The following is a 17828-nucleotide window of genomic DNA, read 5'->3' on the forward strand; positions in this document are numbered from 1 at the left end:
CGATCACTTAAAGCACCACAGCGATTTAAGATATCATCGCTTTGCTTTTCTCAACAATTAAGTGAAGTTTCTTCAAAATGACTGATAATTGCTCAATTTCCATTTCACTTTCAGCTTGAATTAATGACACCAAGTGCAAATAACGATCAATATCAGCGCGTTGAGTAGAGCACCACTCAGTGAGCCTTTTTTCCGTAGTATCGCCTTTATCAAATGATTTAAGTATAGCCGTTAACAAGGCACGATTTTCAGCATGCAATTCATCTCGTAAAGCCGACCGAGCCAAGGATTGCCAGTAGTTTTTCCGCGGTAAATAACTAATACATCCATGCAACCAACTGAGTTTAAGTTCGTTACTAACCACCGAATACACAGACAGAACATCCTCTATACCTCGATCAACAATACTGTTCACCGCAATAATATCTAAAGCAACAAACTCCAACTCTAGACAGGCAATCTTGTTAGCTAATACCTCATCCACGCCGCCTTCTTGGTAGTAAGCAGCTCGCTGCTCAACATGCTCTTTTTCAACGTCTGAAGCATGCGTTATCATCTTTTCCCCTATTAGGGAAACATTCTTAGCAAACTCATCAGTCACGTCGGTAACTGAAACGACTTGCGAACGGTTTCTCTGCAACCAATACATCGTACGTTCAACCAGCTTTCGTACATTCATCAACATATCGATCTGCACTTTGGGCGATACTTTATTATCTAGCGCCTCAATCTCGCTCCATATCACTTCTATATTAAAAATCTCGCAAGCAATCTTATAATTTTTAATAACCTCATCAATACAGGCACCCGCTTCATCTTTCATTCTAAAGGCAAATGATGGCCCTAGCCGGTTTACCATACTGTTAACTACCTGATTAACAATGATATCGTCTCGTAAGCGATGCTCCTCAATAGCGCTTACAAATTTATCCCGTAAGTTTGATGGGAAGTATGCCAATAACTCTCGTTTAAAATTTTCATCTTGTATAACTGAAGCGCCCTTCATTAAGTCCTTTAAAAGTAACTTGCTATAGGCAAAAATCACCGCCAACTCGGGGCGATGCAAGCCCTCGCCTTTAGCCTTCCGCTCTTCTATTTCTTCTTGGCTTGGTAAGAACTCAACTGTACGGTCTAACCGACCCTCTTGACCAAGTTGGTTGATCAAACGCCCATGCACTTCCAGCATGTCTGAGGATTGGCTTTCAACCATCGTAATGGCTTGTGTTTGCAGGTAATTATTTCTTAGTACCAACGTACTGACCTCATCGGTCATCTTGGCAAGAAGAGCATTGCGCTGCTTAATGGTCATATCGCCTTGCTCAACCAATTTATTAAGTAAGATTTTAATATTCACTTCGTGGTCTGAGCAATCCACACCTGCAGCATTATCAATAGCATCGGTATTAATGCGCCCTTTAGCCGCGTATTCAATCCGGCCTAATTGGGTAAACCCTAAATTTCCGCCTTCACCCACCACTTTGCAAGCAAGCTCTCGACCGTTAACCCTTAGTGCATCATTGGCCCGATCTCCTACATCAGCATCCGTCTCGATGCTAGATTTTACATACGTTCCTATACCACCGTTCCACAACAAATCTACCGGCGCTTTTAGCATCGCTCGAATAAGATTATTAGGCGTTAACACCTTATCGCTAACGCCTAATAACTTCTGTATTGGTGGCGTGAGGGCAATAGATTTATCTGCCCTTGAAAAAACACCTCCACCCTTCGAAATCAACGCCTTGTCATAGTCACTCCATGATGAACGTGGCAATTTAAATAACCGCTTACGCTCTTCAAATGAAGCACTGATATCGGGGTCTGGGTCTAAAAAAATGTGCATATGATTAAATGCACCGATAAGCCTAATCTTTTCAGATAACAACATTCCGTTACCAAACACATCTCCGGCCATATCGCCAATTCCGATCACGCTAAAAGGAGTTGTTTGAGTATCGACGCCTATCTCTCTAAAGTGTCGCTTTACCGACTCCCAAGCCCCTTTGGCGGTAATGCCCATTTTTTTATGGTCATACCCGACAGAACCTCCTGATGCAAATGCATCACCCAGCCAAAAGTCACGCTCAATAGCTATATTATTCGCAATATCAGAAAATGTTGCTGTCCCTTTATCTGCCGCCACCACTAGATAAGGATCATCATCGTCATACCGCACCACATCATGTGGCGGTATCACTTTTTCACCTTTCAAATTATCAGTGATATCTAACAAGGCACCAATAAAAATACTGTAACAAGCAACCACTTCTTCCATCATCTCGTCACGCGTTAAGCCGTCTAGAGAACGCTTAACGATAAAGCCACCTTTAGCGCCGGTTGGCACGATCACCGCATTTTTTGACATCTGCGCTTTCATCAAGCCTAAAATTTCTGTTCTAAAGTCCTCTTTTCGATCTGACCAACGCAAGCCACCACGCGCAACTGAGCCCCCTCTTAAATGTACCCCTTCAACACGAGGCGAATAAACAAATATTTCAAATTTTGGTCGCGGAGACGGCAACTCGGTCAGCGCTTCTGGGTTTAGCTTAAACGAGAGATACGGCACACCCGTACTATCGACAGTGCATTGGTAATAATTTGTCCGTAATGTTGACTGAATTAAATTCAAATACCGCCGTAGAATTCGATCTTCATCTAGCGACACGACCGTCTCAATTTCAGCAAGAATCTCTGCTTCCTGCTGCCCAATTTTTGTTTTTTTAGCTTTAATAGATGGGTCAAATCTAAGCTCAAATAAGCGCACTAAATGCCCCGCAATAATTGGGTTACTTTGCAAAGTTTGCTGAACATATGCCTGGCTAAAGGTTATTCCTGCTTGCCGCAAATACATATAATAGGCACGCAGTAACATAATCTGTTTCCAATCAAGGTTTGCCTTAATGACAAGCTGATTAAATCCATCGTTCTCAATATTTCCAGTCCAAACCTTTTCAAAAACCAATTGAAAGTTTTCTTTTATACTTTCTATGTCAGGCAGTTCTGTGTTGTACACCAAACCAAAATCATGCACCCAGTAACTCGACTGTGATGATAGATCAGTCACTTCAAACGGTCGCTCATCAAACACCGTAACACCCATGTTTTCTAGTACCGGTAACGTTTGCGATAAAGGAGCTGGCACCCCCTTATTAATTAACTTAAATTGTAAACCCTCGCCGTGCGACTCTAATGGTTGATACAAAGACATTTGAATTTGTTGGTCGGCACTGACTTTTAAACGTTCGGCTTTTTCAATATCGGCCACAGCAAACCTAGCTGGATAGTTATCTTTATACGCCGAAGTAAAACCATCACCATAACGATTCCAAAGCTCTGTGCCTTTCGTTTCCCCATGTCGATGAACTAAAGAAGATAATAAATCGTCCTTCCAATCTCTGAGCGCTTCAATGATTTCACTTTCCACTTCAGATACATCAAACTCACCCACCCAATCAGTATTGGTATGCACCATAAAATGAATCCGTGCAAAAATAGACTCGCTAAACTGGACATTAAAATCTACGCTATCGGTTTGCAGTTTAGCGCAAATGATCTGCTCCATTTTTTTTCTAGCCATCGTGTTGTAGCGATCTCTAGGCACGTAAACAAGCATTGATACGAAGCGCCCATACGCATCAATTCTTGCAAACACCCGAGTCCGTTGACGTTCTTTTAATTTTAGAACCCCCAGCGCTAAACTCAGTAATTGCTCATCATTTGAATGAAATAACTCATCTCGAGGCAAATCTTCTAGCACATTCATTAACGATTTGCCGCTGTGGCTATTTTCCTTGAAGTTTGATTTAGCAAAAACTTTGCTGATTTTTTTGCGTATTAAGGGGATTTCTCTCACCCTGACAAGGTAAGCCGCTGATGTGTATAGCCCTAAAAATCGATACTCGCCAATCACCTCACCGTGTTTATTGAATTTTTTTACCCCAACATAATCCATATACGCAGGACGATGAATAATAGATTTTGTGGTTGCCTTAGTCACAATTAACGGGCATGGCTCACTCATAAAGTCGCATGCCTTATCCGTTATAGGAATAACATCAGCTTGTGGGATAGCCGCTAGCTTATCTCTTAATATACCTTTACCGGAACCTTCTACAATTTTAAAACCATCCGATTCATTACCTTTAACCAACTCATATTCCCGACAGCCAAGAAATAAAAAATTATCGTCTTTAAGCCAGCTTAAAAAGGCTAACGATTCGTCAATATCTTCATTATTATCTTTTGGCGAAAACTCTTTTAGCATCTCGGCAGACTGCTGAAGTGAATTAATACTAGCTTTCCAGTCTTCATTAACCGCCGTATTGTAGGTGATCACTTTTTGAACTTGATCTGCCAACAGCTCAAGCCCGCCTCCCTTTGAAGCCTGGCGATCAACTTCTAATCGAATCATTGACTCACTGACTGTGCGCTCTTTACTTTGCCCAGGCTTAAGAAGGCCATTTTCATCACGCACGACTTCAATAATGGGGTGAACAACCAAGTGACAAGTTAAGCCGCTTTGATTTAAATTCATTGTTAACGAATTCAATAAAAACGGTCTATCCATGGTGACTATTTCTATAATGCTATAAGGGGATTGCCAGCCATGAGTTTCAAAGTCAGGGTTATAGACATTGACTTTAGACTCTTCACCTTGCCTAGACTGCGCTAAATTCCAATGCGCAATCGCCGCTCCATACAGGTCATCCAGCTCTCTTTCTGCTAAATCCTCCCAAGCCACGTCACGATAATATTCGTTAATAAAGCTCCGAATAATAGGCTCTTCTTTTTTATCAAAACGGTGATTGATAATTTTTTCTAGCTGAGAAAAAATTTGTTCTTTTTCTTTTAACTCTGTCACCATTAACAGCCTCTCTATTGATCGATAAAATTAAGTATAGGAGATTTTCTTTAAGATGTGCTTATTTTGCTGGCTACTGGGTAATAGATAAGCTTATCGCCCCCTACAACCGTTGCTGCTGTATGAAGTTTTCTAATTGTTGCTGCCCCTGTTGTTCAAGCCGTATGAACTTAAGGTTAAAACAAAATAAATCCTGTGCTAAGCGGTAACTATTTTGTATGCTGCACGTGGCTTTAAGCGAGTTATCTTCCATCTCAAATTCAACACCCAAGTGCAGTGGTTTTGCTGGATTTAGTTGATAGCCTTTCGGCATAATCATTTGCGCGGTCATTTGGTCACAGCAGATGCCTAACCCACCTACAGAAATATTTTCCCCTCTCACTATCAACGTTATACGCTCGGCTGTTTCCAACTTCACCTCTTGTTGATAGTCAACTCTTACATATTGTCGTTCATAAACTCTCACTGTAGATCCACCTTACTCTAAGTAAGTCGCAATTAAATAGTTTCTAAGGTTTTCGTGTACAACAGTTTTAGCTCTGTACCTGCCCAACCAACAAGAATACAGATCACCTTACCGCTAATGTTAATAACCTTATTGTGTTTTTCTTCATACCCTCAGCCATCTATTGTACAGGCCTGCAAATAAAGACAAAACACCTTAACAACACGGCTAATTGCTGCGACTAAGCGATAAAATAATGCTTTCCCTTGCTCCGTTAGCATCCCAACGTTAACATTGAATTTTTAAACTAAAGACTCTCTATATAAAGTGAAAAAAAGCTGTCTACTTATCACTCTTCTATCGCTGATTTTTAGCGCCATAAGTTATGCTCAAGACCCCTTACGCCTAGCAACGACAACAAGCACTGAGAATTCAGGTCTTTTGGCACAATTACTACCCGCCTTTACTCAGCAAACGGGCATCCAAGTTGATGTAATTGCCGTAGGAACCGGCAAAGCACTTCAAATGGCCCGCAAAGGCGATGCCGACGTTGTGATGGTTCATGCAAGACAAGCCGAAAATATTTTTATTGCCGAAGGTTTTGGCGTTAATCGACGTGATGTGATGGAAAATGACTTCGTCATCGTCGGCCCTGTTACCGACCCTGCTCATATTAAAAACCAGAAAAACACACTGAATGCACTCAAGCAAATTGCCGCTAAGCAAGTGTCTTTTATTTCTCGTGGAGATAATTCTGGAACGCATAATAAAGAACGCTCCATATGGGGCCAAGCTAATTTGAAGCCCCGTGGCCCTTGGTATAAGGAAGCAGGACAAGGCATGGGAAAAGTATTGTTAATGGCTGATGAATTGGGCGCTTATACCTTAACTGACCGAGGCACTTGGCTGGCCTATAAAGACAAACTGTCACTCACTATTTTAAATCAAGGCAGTGTTTTACTAAAAAACCCTTATGGCATTATTGCGGTAAATCCTGCTTTGCATAAAGACATTCAATACTTAAAAGCCATGTCACTTATCGCTTGGGTAACCTCGCCAGCAGGACAACGCCTTATCGATACCTTTCAAAAAAACGAGCAACGTCTTTTTTACCCAACCGCCATTAAAGACGTCATGACCAGTGAATGATTTAAGCCAAGCTTGCATAAATGCCTTTCAGTTGTTACTGAGCGGTCATGATGATATTTGGGAAATTATCTCGCTCTCATTTGGCGTATCTATGTCGGCTATTTTGATTGCCACGCCCTTTGCGATGCTGATTGCCTTTATATTGGCTTTTTTCGAATTTCCCTTGCGTAGAGTGCTCATTTCTTTATTTAATACCTTTATGTCTGTCCCCGCCGTCATTGTTGGCTTAACACTTTATTTAATTTTATCGCGTAGCGGCCCATTAGGAGATTTGAGGCTTTTATTCACCAGCCAAGCAATGGTTATCGGCCAAGTTATGCTGAGCTTTCCATTATTAGTCGCAATGGCTCATGCCTCTTTTCAAGCTGCAGACCGGCGCGCTTGGGAAACGGCTATCACCTTAGGCGCAAAGCCTTGGAGGGCTTTTTTCACACTAATATACGAAGTACGTTTTGGCTTAATTGCTGCTGTTGTTGCCGGCTTTGGTCGCGTGGTTGCTGAAATTGGTTGTTCTATGATGGTTGGCGGTAATATTCTTCACTCCACACGTAACATTCCTACCGCTATCGCCTTAGAAACCAGCAAAGGCGAGTTCGCTCAAGGCATTGCACTTGGCATGGTTTTACTGTTACTGTCCTTAAGCTTGAATGCAGGCATTTCGATCTTTCAAGGTAAAGGGGAATTAAAAGCATGAGCACATTAGTTAGTTATAAAAACCTCGCTATTACCTTGTCTGGAAAACTGGTTTTAAATATCAAGCATCTCGATATACCCGCCCGCCAATGCACACTCTTAACTGGTCAAAATGGATCGGGAAAAACCACGTTATTAAAAATAATGAGTGGTTTATTAAAGCCTGATTCAGCCAGCATTAACTACCAAGGTTTAACGCTCAACTGGAAGCAAGCCAAAGCTTACATCCAAAAAGACATCATCTATTTACATCAACAACCGTATTTATTTGATGCCAGCGTTACTGACAATATTGCTTATGGACTGTATCGATCAGGCGAACGCAAAAGCAATGTGCATAAAAAAGTCACGCAAGCATTAGATTGGGCAGATTTATCGCATCTTGCCCACCGCCCAGCCAAACAATTATCTGGCGGTGAAAAACAACGTGTTGCGTTGACTCGCGCACGTATTTTATCGCCGCGCTTATTGCTGCTAGACGAACCAACCGCAAGTATGGACAGTACTGCAAAACAACAAACAGCCAAGCTATTACAGCGACTCAAAGATGAAGGGGTTACCATTATGATCAGCAGCCACGAAGCACATACTGTTGAACATATTGCCGATCACCATATTCATATTGAGCATGGTAATGCCCTAATACGTCCACCTAATTCAAATAACGTGACAATGATAAACACCGCAAAAAAAACTTCATAATATGAATAGAGTAGACGTACAAAGTAGTTGTAGCGACGACAATGAAGCAGACACCTTAAGCGTCGATGCCGCCTTGCTGAAAATGTTAAACGCTGTTGCAGAAAAAAGCGGCAGTGAACATATTCCATTAACTTCGGCTGTTGACCGAATACTCGCAGCCCCCATTCTTTCGCCAATCAACGTTCCTTCACACCGCAATGCAGCCGTTGATGGCTATGCAATAATACATACTGATTTACCCAGCAGCGGGGAAATCAAAACATTAAACATTGTTGGTCGTATTGTTGCTGGGCACCCTTATAAAGGTCGCTTAAAGCAAGGCGAGTGCCTACAAATAATGACTGGCGCACAAATGCCTGACGCTGCCGATACCGTTATTATGCAAGAACATGTAGAAATACATGACAACACCATTCATATTGATGCACGGCATAAAAACGGACAAAATGTTCGCCAAGCAGGCGAAGATATCCAACAAAATCATACTGTTTTGGAAGCAGGCATTAAATTAACACCGCCACAAATTGGTCTCATTGCCTCTTTAGGTATTTCAGAAGTTCATGTTAAAACGCCACTAACCATTGCTGTTTTTTCAACCGGCGATGAACTTCTTAGCCTTGGAGAGCCTCCACGTGAGGGCTGTATTTATGACAGTAACCGCTACAGTATGATTTCTGCATTAAAGAAAATAGGCTGCAAGGTATTAGACATGGGCATCATTGCAGACGACCCCGAACAATTACGCAGCGCTTTTAAACTAGCATCAAACAGTGCCGATGTTATTTTCACCTCTGGCGGCGTGTCTGTTGGAGCCGCCGATTACACCAAACAAATACTCGCAGAAACTGGCTCTATCAATTTTTGGAAAGTCGCTATAAAACCCGGTAGGCCCATTGCCTTTGGCCATATAGACAATACAACGTTTTTTGGCTTACCCGGTAACCCTGTCGCAGTCATGGTCACCTTTTATCAATTTGCCTTACCCTGCCTACAAAAAATGATGGGGCTAACAACACCATTAATTTGCCCAACTATTCAAGCCAAGAGCACACACTCTATTCGAAAAATTGCAGGGCGTACTGAGTTCCAGCGTGGGTTTTTATCAAAGAACAATAACGGCGAATGGGAAGTCAGCACCACAGGAAAACAAGGCTCTGGTATCTTACGATCAATGAGTGATGCAAATGCCTTTATCATTCTTGAACACGAGCGCCCCTCCATCAATAAAGGCGACTGGGTAATAACCCAGCCATTTTCGGCCCTTTTTTAAGGCTTTATAAGCCCATAAAACATGCTAAGTCTCAATTAAAATCTGGCTTGAGTGAATGACGTTAATTGACCACAACTGGCCTCTCTTTCTAGGCCAACCACGAACCTCAAGTTGTTTACCTTTATAGCTGTCTAACGTTAAAAAATAACGTTTGTTTTCAACGCTAATCCAAATATACACTTCATCAGTTAGCCACAACTTTGCACCTTTTTTACCCTTCGTTATTTTTTGGACTTGCCCACTAAAACGCCCCCAGCCCTGAGCTCTATTTTTTGCAATCTCCTCAACCGCCTTTTTCTGATAAGCCTGCAGGGACCATAAACCCATTTTCTTTTTCTCGGCCTGTCGTTGCATCGCTTTAAAACGATGGGCATATCGAAGATTAGGCGGATGAATACTCAGGGTCGCTTGACCACTACGAAGCATTTCTAAATTAATGTGTTGGCCATCGTCTAAAAATAGATGCGCTAATATACGACCATAGCGATCTTTTTGTTCGACATCGTATTCAACTAAAACCATTTTGTTTAATACCCATTTTTTCAACGCCTTTTTTGCCGCAACGGCTCCTGCTTCACTAGCCCGTCCCTTGTAACCCATTTCAGGCGTATTAATGCCTAATAAACGAACCGTCAAACCATTTTTAAGCACAACAGTATCACCATCAATAACATTGATTACTTTTAATAACGACCCAGCCTGAACGGTAGAACACGCGACTAGATACAACAGCAAAAAAGTAACGAATGTAAATTGCCTGATAGAAACAACGCTAAAAGCCCGACTGATAATGTCTTTTTTAATATGATCAATTAACATATTGCACCGCCCATTAGCCTATAATTAGCTCAGCCATAATACCTATGGCTATTAACTTTTTAACAATAAATAATAACAGGTAGGTGTAGGTTGTATTTACGCATACAAAAAAGACTCAAAAAATTTCTTGATCACCAGCAAGGTGACGCACTTTGTGACGGATTAAAAGGTATTGAAAAAGAAAGTTTGCGCGTAACCCCTGAAGGGAACATAGCTCAAAGCCCACATCCTACTGGCCTTGGATCTGCCTTAACAAACCCTTACATCACCACTGATTATTCAGAGGCATTGCTCGAATTTATCACCCCACCTTTTAGCAAGACGGCCGATACCTTAAACTTTATGGAGGCCGTACATTCCTATACTTACCAACACCTTGGTAATGAAATGTTATGGGGTACCAGCATGCCATGTATTGTTGATGGAGACATGAGTATTCCTATTGCCAATTATGGCTCATCCAATATTGGTCAAATGAAACATATTTATCGAATTGGCTTATGGCACCGTTATGGCCGAAGCATGCAAGCCATCGCAGGCATACACTTTAACTACTCTCTGCCAGAGAAGTTTTGGCCCATTTACCAATCTTTAGAGCAAGACACGCGGCCTAGGCAAGATTTCATTTCACAGTCATATATGGATATGGCACGAAACCTACACCGATACGGCTGGTTAATTTTATACCTATTCGGCGCGTCACCTGCTATTTGTAAATCGTTCGTTAAGGGTCAAGAACACGACGATTTCGAAGAGTTTGATGCCGGCACACTGTACAAACCTTATTGCACCTCTCTTAGAATGAGCGATATTGGCTATAAAAATGACAGTCAATCGAACATCAACATTTCATACAACAGCCTTGACAAGTATGTCGCTCGACTAATAGCTGCTACGCAAACGCCTTTTGCTGAATACGAGGCCTTTGGCGTTAAAGATGCTAATGGACAATACCAGCAACTTAATACCAATATTTTGCAAATTGAGAATGAGTACTACAGCAACGTTCGCCCTAAACAAATTACTCGCTCAGGGGAAAGCCCTAGTCAAGCGTTAAAAAAGCGCGGTATACGTTATGTTGAACTTCGTTCAGTGGACTTAAACCCATTTGACCCTGCCGGTATTAATGAACAACAGTTACACTTTTTAGAAGCCTTTATGATCTTTTGCTTATTGGCTGACAGCCCTTCCCTTTCATCAGAGGATAAAGCTTGCGTAGATAAAAACTTAACCTTAGTCGCCTCTGCTGGTCGACAGCCAGGGTTAAAGTTACGCCGTAATGGTGACAGCATCAGCTTAAAAGATTGGGGATTAGAAATTTGCCAAGAAATGACTCTGCTTTGTGAGACGCTTGATGCCGATGATAAAACCAAACCATACAGCAATTCACTCGCCGCACAGATCGCTAAATTGAATGATGTGGAACTTACCCCTTCTGCAAAAATACTCAAGGCCATGAAAGAGCAAAAACTTCCATTTTTCAAATTTGCAATGAAACAGGTCAAGAAACATCATACCTTCTTCAATCAGCACAGCATCAACAATGAGCAACAGCAGTGTTTTGAAAAAGCAAGGCAACAGTCTATCGACGAACAACGAGAGATAGAAAGCAGTGATACAGTCGAATTTGATGAGTTTTTAGAACGCTATTTAGCGCAAACTAAAAATGTTTAGTTATTTTATCTAATATCAACACACCATTACTTCTATTCATATCTCATTTTAGAATTTTTGAAATAGATGATTCTTGCTACACTGACAGCTAGCCATTTACTAGAGCCTTAATATGAACATCCAAACACTCCAAAGCCAACTGGACAATAAGCAACCACGAGACATTCTTAAAACCATTTACTCGCAGCTAGATGACCTCGCTATTTCATTCAGTGGTGCCGAAGATGTAATATTGATTGATATGGCATGCAAACTTGGATTAAAACCAAATGTCTTCACCTTAGATACCGGACGACTTCACCCTGAGACATACCAGTTCATCCAAACAGTGATGGACCATTATAAAATTAAAATTACCGTTTTATCCCCCAACCAAGATGCTTTACAAGCTTTAACCCACGAAAAAGGCTTATACAGCTTTTACCAAGATGGCCATAAAGAATGTTGCGGCATTAGGAAAGTTCAGCCATTAAAGCAGCATTTAACGGCTTATTCTGGCTGGATAACAGGCCAACGACGTGACCAAAGTAAAGCCACTCGTGATAGCCTTAATATTGCTGAAATTGACACTGCTTTTAGCGGCAAAAACACGGAACTGCTAAAGTTTAACCCCTTGTGTCATTGGACTTCAGAACAGGTCTGGTCGTATATACGTGCTCTGGAAGTCCCGTTTAACCCGTTACATAACCAAGGGTTTATTAGTATTGGTTGTGAACCTTGTACAAGGGCCACCTTACCGCACCAAGATCCTAGGGAGGGGCGATGGTGGTGGGAAGCTGCAGAGAGTAAAGAATGCGGATTACACTCAAGTTTAAGCAAACCTCGCTAGAAAGTTATTGCCCCTTAGAAATGAGGCAAGCTTACACCCTCAAATAGCTTATCAATAGCCGATTGCTCCTTAAGTTCCATCGCTTGATTGATAACTGCTTGTGTTAGATGCGGCGCAAATAAATGAATAAACTCATACATATAGCCACGTAAGAAGGTATCTTTACGGATACCTATTTTAGTGATGCTGGTGCCAAAAAGATGTCCAGCATCTAATGCCACCAGATCATTATCTACTTGTTCGTCATAGGCCATCCGCGCAACAATCCCTACCCCAAGTCCAAGCCTGACATATGTCTTAATGACATCCGCATCTACCGCTGTTAAAGCAATATCTGGACTTAAACCTTGTGCTTTAAATGCATCATCTAATTTAGATCGCCCAGTAAAGCCAAACACATAAGTTATCAGCGGGTGTAGCGCAACATCAATAAGGCTTAGCCGATCAATTTTAGTTAACGCATGGCCCTTCGGAACCAATATGCACCGTTCCCAAGAATAACAAGGCATCATGACCAAGTTATCAAATAACTCTAAAGCCTCCGTTGCAATGGCAAGATCCACTTTCCCTTGCGATACCATTTCAGAAATTTGTACCGGCGTACCTTGTTGAATATCTAAGCTAACATCTGGCATTTCTTGCATAAATGTTTTGATGATAGACGGTAAAGCATAACGTGCTTGAGTATGTGTTGTTGCAATCGATAGCAAGCCCTTTGTTTGATTTTTATATTCTTTAGCAATATTTTTGATATTCTCTGCCTTCATTAACATTTCGCCCGCTATGCTAATAATTTTTTTTCCGGCCGGCGTCATGTCAGTTAAATGCTTGCCATTACGAGTGAAAATGGGAATACCTAACTCATCTTCTAAAATACGAATTTGTTTACTTATACCCGGTTGCGAGGTATAAATTGTTTCAGCTGTCGCTGACACATTAAGATTGTTTTTTGAAACTTCCCAGATATAACGGAGTTGTTGTAACTTCATAGATTAATATTCTTTTGTTATAAATATAGAAATATATATTCCTTTTTATTATAAGAGAATTGATTTATATTACAAGGTTATATTAATAGCTCGGTTTCTCCCATTGGATTACTTATATATATTAGCAGGCGCAGCTGTAGGCTTCGTAATTGGCCTAACGGGTGTAGGTGGTGGTTCTTTGATGACGCCTCTACTTGTTCTTGGCTTCAACGTTCAACCAGCGATTGCTGTTGGCACAGATCTTTTATACGCAGCCATTACAAAAGCAAGCGGCGTTTGGTCACATCAAAAACTTAAAAATATTGACTGGATGATTGTAAAAAATCTATGCCTAGGTAGCATCCCAGGCTCAATATCTTGCATATACATCATCCAATACTTTAATTTATCAGCAGAAGCATTTGAAAGCATTATATCGATTAGTCTAGGCATCATGCTAATCTTGACCTCAGCAGTTATAGTTTTTAAAGACAATATAGCAAGGCACTTCAAAAAACCTGCTGACTACACGCCAAGCCCATTTATTATTATCTGCTTAGGCCTTGTGCTAGGCATACTGGTCACCTTATCGTCAGTTGGGGCAGGTGCTATTGGTGGTGCGCTTTTATTACTCCTCTACCCTCGTTTAAGAACCAGAACCATAGTAGGCACCGACATAGCACATGCCGTACCGCTAACTGCAGTAGCAGGCCTAGGACATTTTCAATTAGGGCATATAGATTTCCAATTATTAATCAGTTTGATCATTGGCTCATTGCCAGCAATCTATCTAGGCACTATGGTCGGTGAAAAACTGCCTGAGAAAACATTAAAATATATCGTCGCAACCATTTTATTACTAATTGGCATTAAGTTTGCGATTTAACACGGCAATTAAATCACAGTACATTCAATTTTATGTGAGCTAGATTCTCAAATTGAATATAATAACAACAGAAACAAACCAACAAGGATTATAAAATGACATTCGTAGTAACCGAATCATGTATCAAATGTAAATACACCGATTGTGTAGATGTATGCCCAGTAGATTGCTTTCATGAAGGGCCAAACTTCCTAGTCATCGACCCAGATGAGTGTATTGATTGCACACTATGCGAACCTGAGTGCCCTGTAGAAGCCATTTATTCAGAAGATGAATTACCCGAAGGGCAAGAAGAATTTATTCAAATTAACGCCGACCTATCCCAAACTTGGCCTGTTATCACTGATGTAAAAGATGCACCTGAAGATGCTGATGAATGGGCAAACAAAGAAAACAAATTAGACTATTTAGAAAGATAAATAAAATAGTTAAGCATAAAAAAACCGGGCTAAGCCCGGTTTTTTTATGCTTATCAAGCAGATCAAGATTCGATAATTTCTTCCGAACCAGATTCCACATCACGATCGACTAATTCAACATACGCCATAGGCGCAGCATCACCAGGTCTGAATCCACATTTAAGAATTCGTAGATAACCACCAGGGCGATCTTTATAACGAGGAGCTAGATCATTAAACAGTTTCGTAACACTGTCTCTATCTCTTAACCGTGCAAAAACTAAACGTCTTTTAGCAACGGTATCTTCCTTAGATGATGTAATAAGAGGTTCAATGAAACGACGAAGCTCTTTGGCTTTAGGTAATGTTGTACGAATAACCTCATGACCGATGAGAGAGTTAGCCATATTTTTAAACATTGCTTTACGGTGGCTGCTATTACGATTAAGTTGCCTACCTGATTTACGATGACGCATAGTTAAATCCTTAAATTAAATTGAACCTACAGCTCTATCACTAGTAATTAAACTAGATGGTGGCCAGTTTTCAAGACGAATACCTAAAGACATGCCCTTTGAAGCAAGAACATCCTTAATTTCTGTTAATGATTTTTTACCAAGATTTGGTGCTTTTAATAATTCAACTTCAGTACGTTGAATTAAGTCACCAATGTAGAAAATTTGTTCAGCTTTCAAACAATTTGCTGATCGAACCGTCAGTTCTAGATCGTCAACAGGACGTAATAGAATAGGATCGAACTCAGGTTCTTTAGGTTCCTCAGGAACTTCTACAATGTCTTTAAGGTCAACAAAAACAGCAATATGATGATGTAGAATCGTTGCAGCCGCTCTAATCGTTTCTTCAGGATCAGTCGTACCGTTTGTTTCAAGCTCAATAATTAGCTTATCAAGGTTAGTACGTTGCTCAACACGAGCTGTATCTACATTATAAGAGATGCGCTTAATAGGGCTAAAAGAAGCATCTAATAAAAGTGTACCAATCGGTAAATCTTCATCATCTTGTTTACGTGAAGCGGCTGTCTGATAACCTGAACCCCGTTCAACTTTAATTGACATGGAAAGCTTACCATTGGCAGTTAAATTGGCGATAACAAGTTCTGGATTCGCTATTTCAACATCATGATCAATTTGAATGTCAGCAGCAGTAACTTGACCTTCTCCAGATTTTTCGATTGTCAAATAGGCTTCATCTTTTGCATTTAGATTAACCGCAAGATTTTTAAGATTCAACATGATATCAATAACATCTTCTTGGACGCCATCGATTGTTGTGTACTCGTGTAAAACACCTTCAATTTTAATTTCGGTCACTGCGCAACCTGAAATTGAAGATAAAAGAACACGTCTTAAGGCATTACCTAAAGTGTGACCATATCCACGTTCCATTGGTTCTATGGTTACTTTAGAACATGTAGGAGATATAGATTGAACTCCTGTAACCTTAGGCTGTAAAAAACCTGAAAGTAAATTTTGCATTATATTTCCTCTTTAAAGATTACTTAGAGTACAGCTCAACAACAAGATGTTCATTGATTTCTGCAGGTAAGTCAGAACGCTCAGGTTTGACTTTGAAAATACCTTGCATTTTTTTAATATCAAGCTCTATCCACTCAGGCACACCACGTTGCTCAACAAATTCAAGAGCAGATTTGATACGGTTTTGGTTCTTTGAGCTTTCCATTACTTCGATAACATCTTCAGATTTAACCTGAAACGAAGGAATATTCACACGAACACCATTAACAACAATTCCGTTATGTCTAACAAGCTGCCTTGCTTCAGAGCGTGAAGCAGCAAAGCCCATTCTGTAAACGACATTATCAAGACGGCATTCTAACAATTGCAATAAGTTTTCACCGGTAGAGCCTTTAATACGGGCTGCTTCAGCATAATAACCACGGAATTGTTTTTCAAGTACGCCATAAATACGACGTAGTTTTTGTTTTTCGCGAAGCTGTAATGCATAGTCTGATAAACGAGTACGACGTTGCCCGTGTTGACCAGGAGGGTATGCTCTTTTTTCCATTGCACATTTAGCTGTGTAGCATTTTTCGCCTTTCAAGAAAAGCTTTTCGCCTTCACGACGACATAAACGACATTTTGAATCAGTATATTTAGCCATAATAATTTCCTAGTTATACACGTCGTTTCTTTGGCGGACGACAGCCATTATGTGGAATAGGTGTTACATCTTCAATAAAAGTAATATTAAAACCAATATTGTTTAATGCACGTACTGCAGATTCACGACCAGGACCTGGGCCTTTAATCTTAACTTCAAGATTTTTCATTCCAAAATCTTTCGCAACTTCACCGGCACGTTCAGCGGCAACTTGAGCTGCAAAAGGTGTACTTTTACGTGAACCTCTAAATCCAGACCCACCAGCAGTTGCCCAAGATAGTGCATTGCCTTTACGGTCTGTTATGGTAACGATCGTGTTATTAAATGTAGCATGTACATGGACAATTCCATCAACTACATTTTTTTTAACTTTCTTCTTACTACGACTTGGTTTAGCCATACTTCAAATATCCTTTAATTGAATCTTACTTTCTAATTGGTTTCCGAGGGCCCTTGCGGGTTCTAGCGTTTGTTTTAGTACGCTGGCCTCGAACAGGTAAACTTCTACGATGACGGATTCCACGGAAGCAACCCAAATCTAGTAAGCGTTTAATATTCATAGAAACTTCACGACGTAAATCGCCTTCTATTAAATATTTTCCGACTTCTTCACGTATCAGTTCTAATTGATCTTCAGATAGTTCGCGAACTTTAGTTGTTGTATCAATTCCAGCTGCAGCACAAATAGCTTTTGATCTAGTAAGACCAACGCCATATATAGATGTCAGTGAAATAACAATGTGCTTATTATCAGGTATATTAATACCAGCGATACGTGCCATTAATTCTCTCCGTTATTTTGGCCAGTAGAAAACCGGCAATTTTAATCTTTATTTCGAATAACTACAAGCTTAAATATTAGCCTTGACGTTGCTTATGTCGCCCATCTTTGCAGATAATGCGTATTACTCTATTACGACGAACAACTTTACAATTGCGACAAATTTTCTTAACTGATGCTCTTACTTTCATAATTTACTCCTACTAACCTT

The 17828-nt window shown here is 40.6% G+C and carries 18 protein-coding genes; 8 read left to right on the forward strand and 10 right to left on the reverse strand.

From position 1 onward, the window contains the following. Positions 1–25: 25 nt before the first annotated feature. The gene (locus CYCPU_RS0108700) at positions 26–4864 is read right to left on the reverse strand and encodes an NAD-glutamate dehydrogenase (RefSeq protein WP_020162514.1); all 4839 of its coding nucleotides are present in this window, start codon (positions 4862–4864) and stop codon (positions 26–28) included. A gap of 100 nt (positions 4865–4964) precedes the next feature. Next, positions 4965–5327, reverse strand: coding sequence for a PilZ domain-containing protein (locus CYCPU_RS0108705; RefSeq protein ID WP_015006483.1), 363 nt, complete (start codon positions 5325–5327; stop codon positions 4965–4967). Between the two features lie 306 nt (positions 5328–5633). Between CYCPU_RS0108705 and CYCPU_RS0108710 the strand changes: the two genes are divergently transcribed. Genes CYCPU_RS0108710 through moeA form a run of 4 tightly spaced genes read left to right on the forward strand, consistent with a single transcriptional unit; the run spans position 5634 to position 9120 of the window. After that, positions 5634–6455, forward strand: coding sequence for an ABC transporter substrate-binding protein (locus CYCPU_RS0108710; protein WP_015006484.1), 822 nt, complete (start codon positions 5634–5636; stop codon positions 6453–6455). Continuing rightward, positions 6448–7149, forward strand: a complete 702-nt coding sequence (locus tag CYCPU_RS0108715) for an ABC transporter permease (protein WP_015006485.1) — start codon at positions 6448–6450, stop codon at positions 7147–7149. Before CYCPU_RS0108710 ends, CYCPU_RS0108715 begins: the two co-directional genes overlap by 8 nt. Beyond that, positions 7146–7850 carry an energy-coupling factor ABC transporter ATP-binding protein gene (locus tag CYCPU_RS0108720; protein ID WP_020162515.1) on the forward strand — a complete coding sequence of 235 codons (705 nt, stop codon included), beginning with the start codon at positions 7146–7148 and terminating at the stop codon, positions 7848–7850. Before CYCPU_RS0108715 ends, CYCPU_RS0108720 begins: the two co-directional genes overlap by 4 nt. Position 7851: 1 nt before the next feature. Further along, the gene (moeA, locus tag CYCPU_RS0108725; RefSeq protein ID WP_020162516.1) at positions 7852–9120 is read left to right on the forward strand and encodes a molybdopterin molybdotransferase MoeA; all 1269 of its coding nucleotides are present in this window, start codon (positions 7852–7854) and stop codon (positions 9118–9120) included. Positions 9121–9144: 24 nt separating this feature from the next. Here the strand turns inward: moeA and CYCPU_RS0108730 are convergent, their stop codons facing one another. Then, positions 9145–9939, reverse strand: coding sequence for a thermonuclease family protein (locus tag CYCPU_RS0108730; RefSeq protein WP_020162517.1), 795 nt, complete (start codon positions 9937–9939; stop codon positions 9145–9147). A 90-nt stretch (positions 9940–10029) separates the two neighbouring features. Here CYCPU_RS0108730 and gshA point away from each other — a divergent pair, with 90 nt between their 5' ends. Next, on the forward strand, positions 10030–11613 hold the full coding sequence (gene gshA, locus CYCPU_RS0108735) for a glutamate--cysteine ligase (RefSeq protein ID WP_020162518.1): 1584 nt from the start codon (positions 10030–10032) through the stop codon (positions 11611–11613). A 112-nt stretch (positions 11614–11725) separates the two neighbouring features. Further along, a complete protein-coding gene (locus CYCPU_RS0108740; protein WP_016389926.1) occupies positions 11726–12442 on the forward strand; it encodes a phosphoadenylyl-sulfate reductase in 717 nt (238 codons plus the stop codon). A 14-nt stretch (positions 12443–12456) separates the two neighbouring features. On the opposite strand, the gene cysB is transcribed toward CYCPU_RS0108740, so the two are convergent. Beyond that, on the reverse strand, positions 12457–13431 hold the full coding sequence (cysB, locus tag CYCPU_RS0108745) for an HTH-type transcriptional regulator CysB (RefSeq protein ID WP_016389924.1): 975 nt from the start codon (positions 13429–13431) through the stop codon (positions 12457–12459). Between the two features lie 103 nt (positions 13432–13534). On the opposite strand from cysB, the gene CYCPU_RS0108750 reads away from it, so the two are divergent. Both CYCPU_RS0108750 and fdxA read left to right on the forward strand, forming a co-directional pair. Next, positions 13535–14296: a sulfite exporter TauE/SafE family protein gene (locus CYCPU_RS0108750; RefSeq protein ID WP_015006492.1), complete on the forward strand. Its 762-nt coding sequence runs from the start codon at positions 13535–13537 to the stop codon at positions 14294–14296. A 95-nt stretch (positions 14297–14391) separates the two neighbouring features. Next, on the forward strand, positions 14392–14715 hold the full coding sequence (gene fdxA, locus CYCPU_RS0108755; protein WP_015006493.1) for a ferredoxin FdxA: 324 nt from the start codon (positions 14392–14394) through the stop codon (positions 14713–14715). A gap of 62 nt (positions 14716–14777) precedes the next feature. Here fdxA and rplQ read toward each other — a convergent pair whose 3' ends face one another. The 6 genes from rplQ to rpmJ all read right to left on the reverse strand — a co-directional run bounded on the left by rplQ (position 14778) and on the right by rpmJ (position 17808). Next, the gene (rplQ, locus tag CYCPU_RS0108760) at positions 14778–15170 is read right to left on the reverse strand and encodes a 50S ribosomal protein L17 (protein WP_016389923.1); all 393 of its coding nucleotides are present in this window, start codon (positions 15168–15170) and stop codon (positions 14778–14780) included. A gap of 15 nt (positions 15171–15185) precedes the next feature. Beyond that, entirely contained in the window at positions 15186–16190 is a 1005-nt protein-coding gene (locus tag CYCPU_RS0108765; RefSeq protein ID WP_016389922.1) for a DNA-directed RNA polymerase subunit alpha, read from the reverse strand. 19 nt (positions 16191–16209) lie between these two features. Further along, positions 16210–16836, reverse strand: coding sequence for a 30S ribosomal protein S4 (gene rpsD / locus CYCPU_RS0108770; RefSeq protein WP_015006496.1), 627 nt, complete (start codon positions 16834–16836; stop codon positions 16210–16212). A gap of 13 nt (positions 16837–16849) precedes the next feature. Then, positions 16850–17236, reverse strand: a complete 387-nt coding sequence (gene rpsK, locus CYCPU_RS0108775; protein ID WP_015006497.1) for a 30S ribosomal protein S11 — start codon at positions 17234–17236, stop codon at positions 16850–16852. Positions 17237–17261: 25 nt separating this feature from the next. Then, on the reverse strand, positions 17262–17618 hold the full coding sequence (gene rpsM / locus CYCPU_RS0108780) for a 30S ribosomal protein S13 (RefSeq protein WP_015006498.1): 357 nt from the start codon (positions 17616–17618) through the stop codon (positions 17262–17264). 76 nt (positions 17619–17694) lie between these two features. Further along, the gene (gene rpmJ, locus CYCPU_RS11940) at positions 17695–17808 is read right to left on the reverse strand and encodes a 50S ribosomal protein L36 (RefSeq protein WP_016389921.1); all 114 of its coding nucleotides are present in this window, start codon (positions 17806–17808) and stop codon (positions 17695–17697) included. Positions 17809–17828: the final 20 nt, after the last annotated feature.

This window comes from Cycloclasticus pugetii PS-1 (genome assembly GCF_000384415.1).
Taxonomy (GTDB): domain Bacteria; phylum Pseudomonadota; class Gammaproteobacteria; order Methylococcales; family Cycloclasticaceae; genus Cycloclasticus; species Cycloclasticus pugetii.

Bases quoted from the DNA above. Each gene is read 5' to 3' on its own strand.
- CYCPU_RS0108765 (WP_016389922.1), bottom strand. From the start codon at position 16,190: ATGCAAAATTTACTTTCAGGTTTTTTACAGCCTAAGGTTACAGGAGTT.
- rplQ (WP_016389923.1), bottom strand. From the start codon at position 15,170: ATGCGTCATCGTAAATCAGGTAGGCAACTTAATCGTAATAGCAGCCAC.
- moeA (WP_020162516.1), top strand. From the start codon at position 7,852: ATGAATAGAGTAGACGTACAAAGTAGTTGTAGCGACGACAATGAAGCA.
- fdxA (WP_015006493.1), top strand. From the start codon at position 14,392: ATGACATTCGTAGTAACCGAATCATGTATCAAATGTAAATACACCGAT.
- rpsM (WP_015006498.1), bottom strand. From the start codon at position 17,618: ATGGCACGTATCGCTGGTATTAATATACCTGATAATAAGCACATTGTT.
- CYCPU_RS0108700 (WP_020162514.1), bottom strand. From the start codon at position 4,864: ATGGTGACAGAGTTAAAAGAAAAAGAACAAATTTTTTCTCAGCTAGAA.
- rpsD (WP_015006496.1), bottom strand. From the start codon at position 16,836: ATGGCTAAATATACTGATTCAAAATGTCGTTTATGTCGTCGTGAAGGC.
- CYCPU_RS0108740 (WP_016389926.1), top strand. From the start codon at position 11,726: ATGAACATCCAAACACTCCAAAGCCAACTGGACAATAAGCAACCACGA.
- rpsK (WP_015006497.1), bottom strand. From the start codon at position 17,236: ATGGCTAAACCAAGTCGTAGTAAGAAGAAAGTTAAAAAAAATGTAGTT.
- CYCPU_RS0108720 (WP_020162515.1), top strand. From the start codon at position 7,146: ATGAGCACATTAGTTAGTTATAAAAACCTCGCTATTACCTTGTCTGGA.
- CYCPU_RS0108730 (WP_020162517.1), bottom strand. From the start codon at position 9,939: ATGTTAATTGATCATATTAAAAAAGACATTATCAGTCGGGCTTTTAGC.
- cysB (WP_016389924.1), bottom strand. From the start codon at position 13,431: ATGAAGTTACAACAACTCCGTTATATCTGGGAAGTTTCAAAAAACAAT.
- rpmJ (WP_016389921.1), bottom strand. From the start codon at position 17,808: ATGAAAGTAAGAGCATCAGTTAAGAAAATTTGTCGCAATTGTAAAGTT.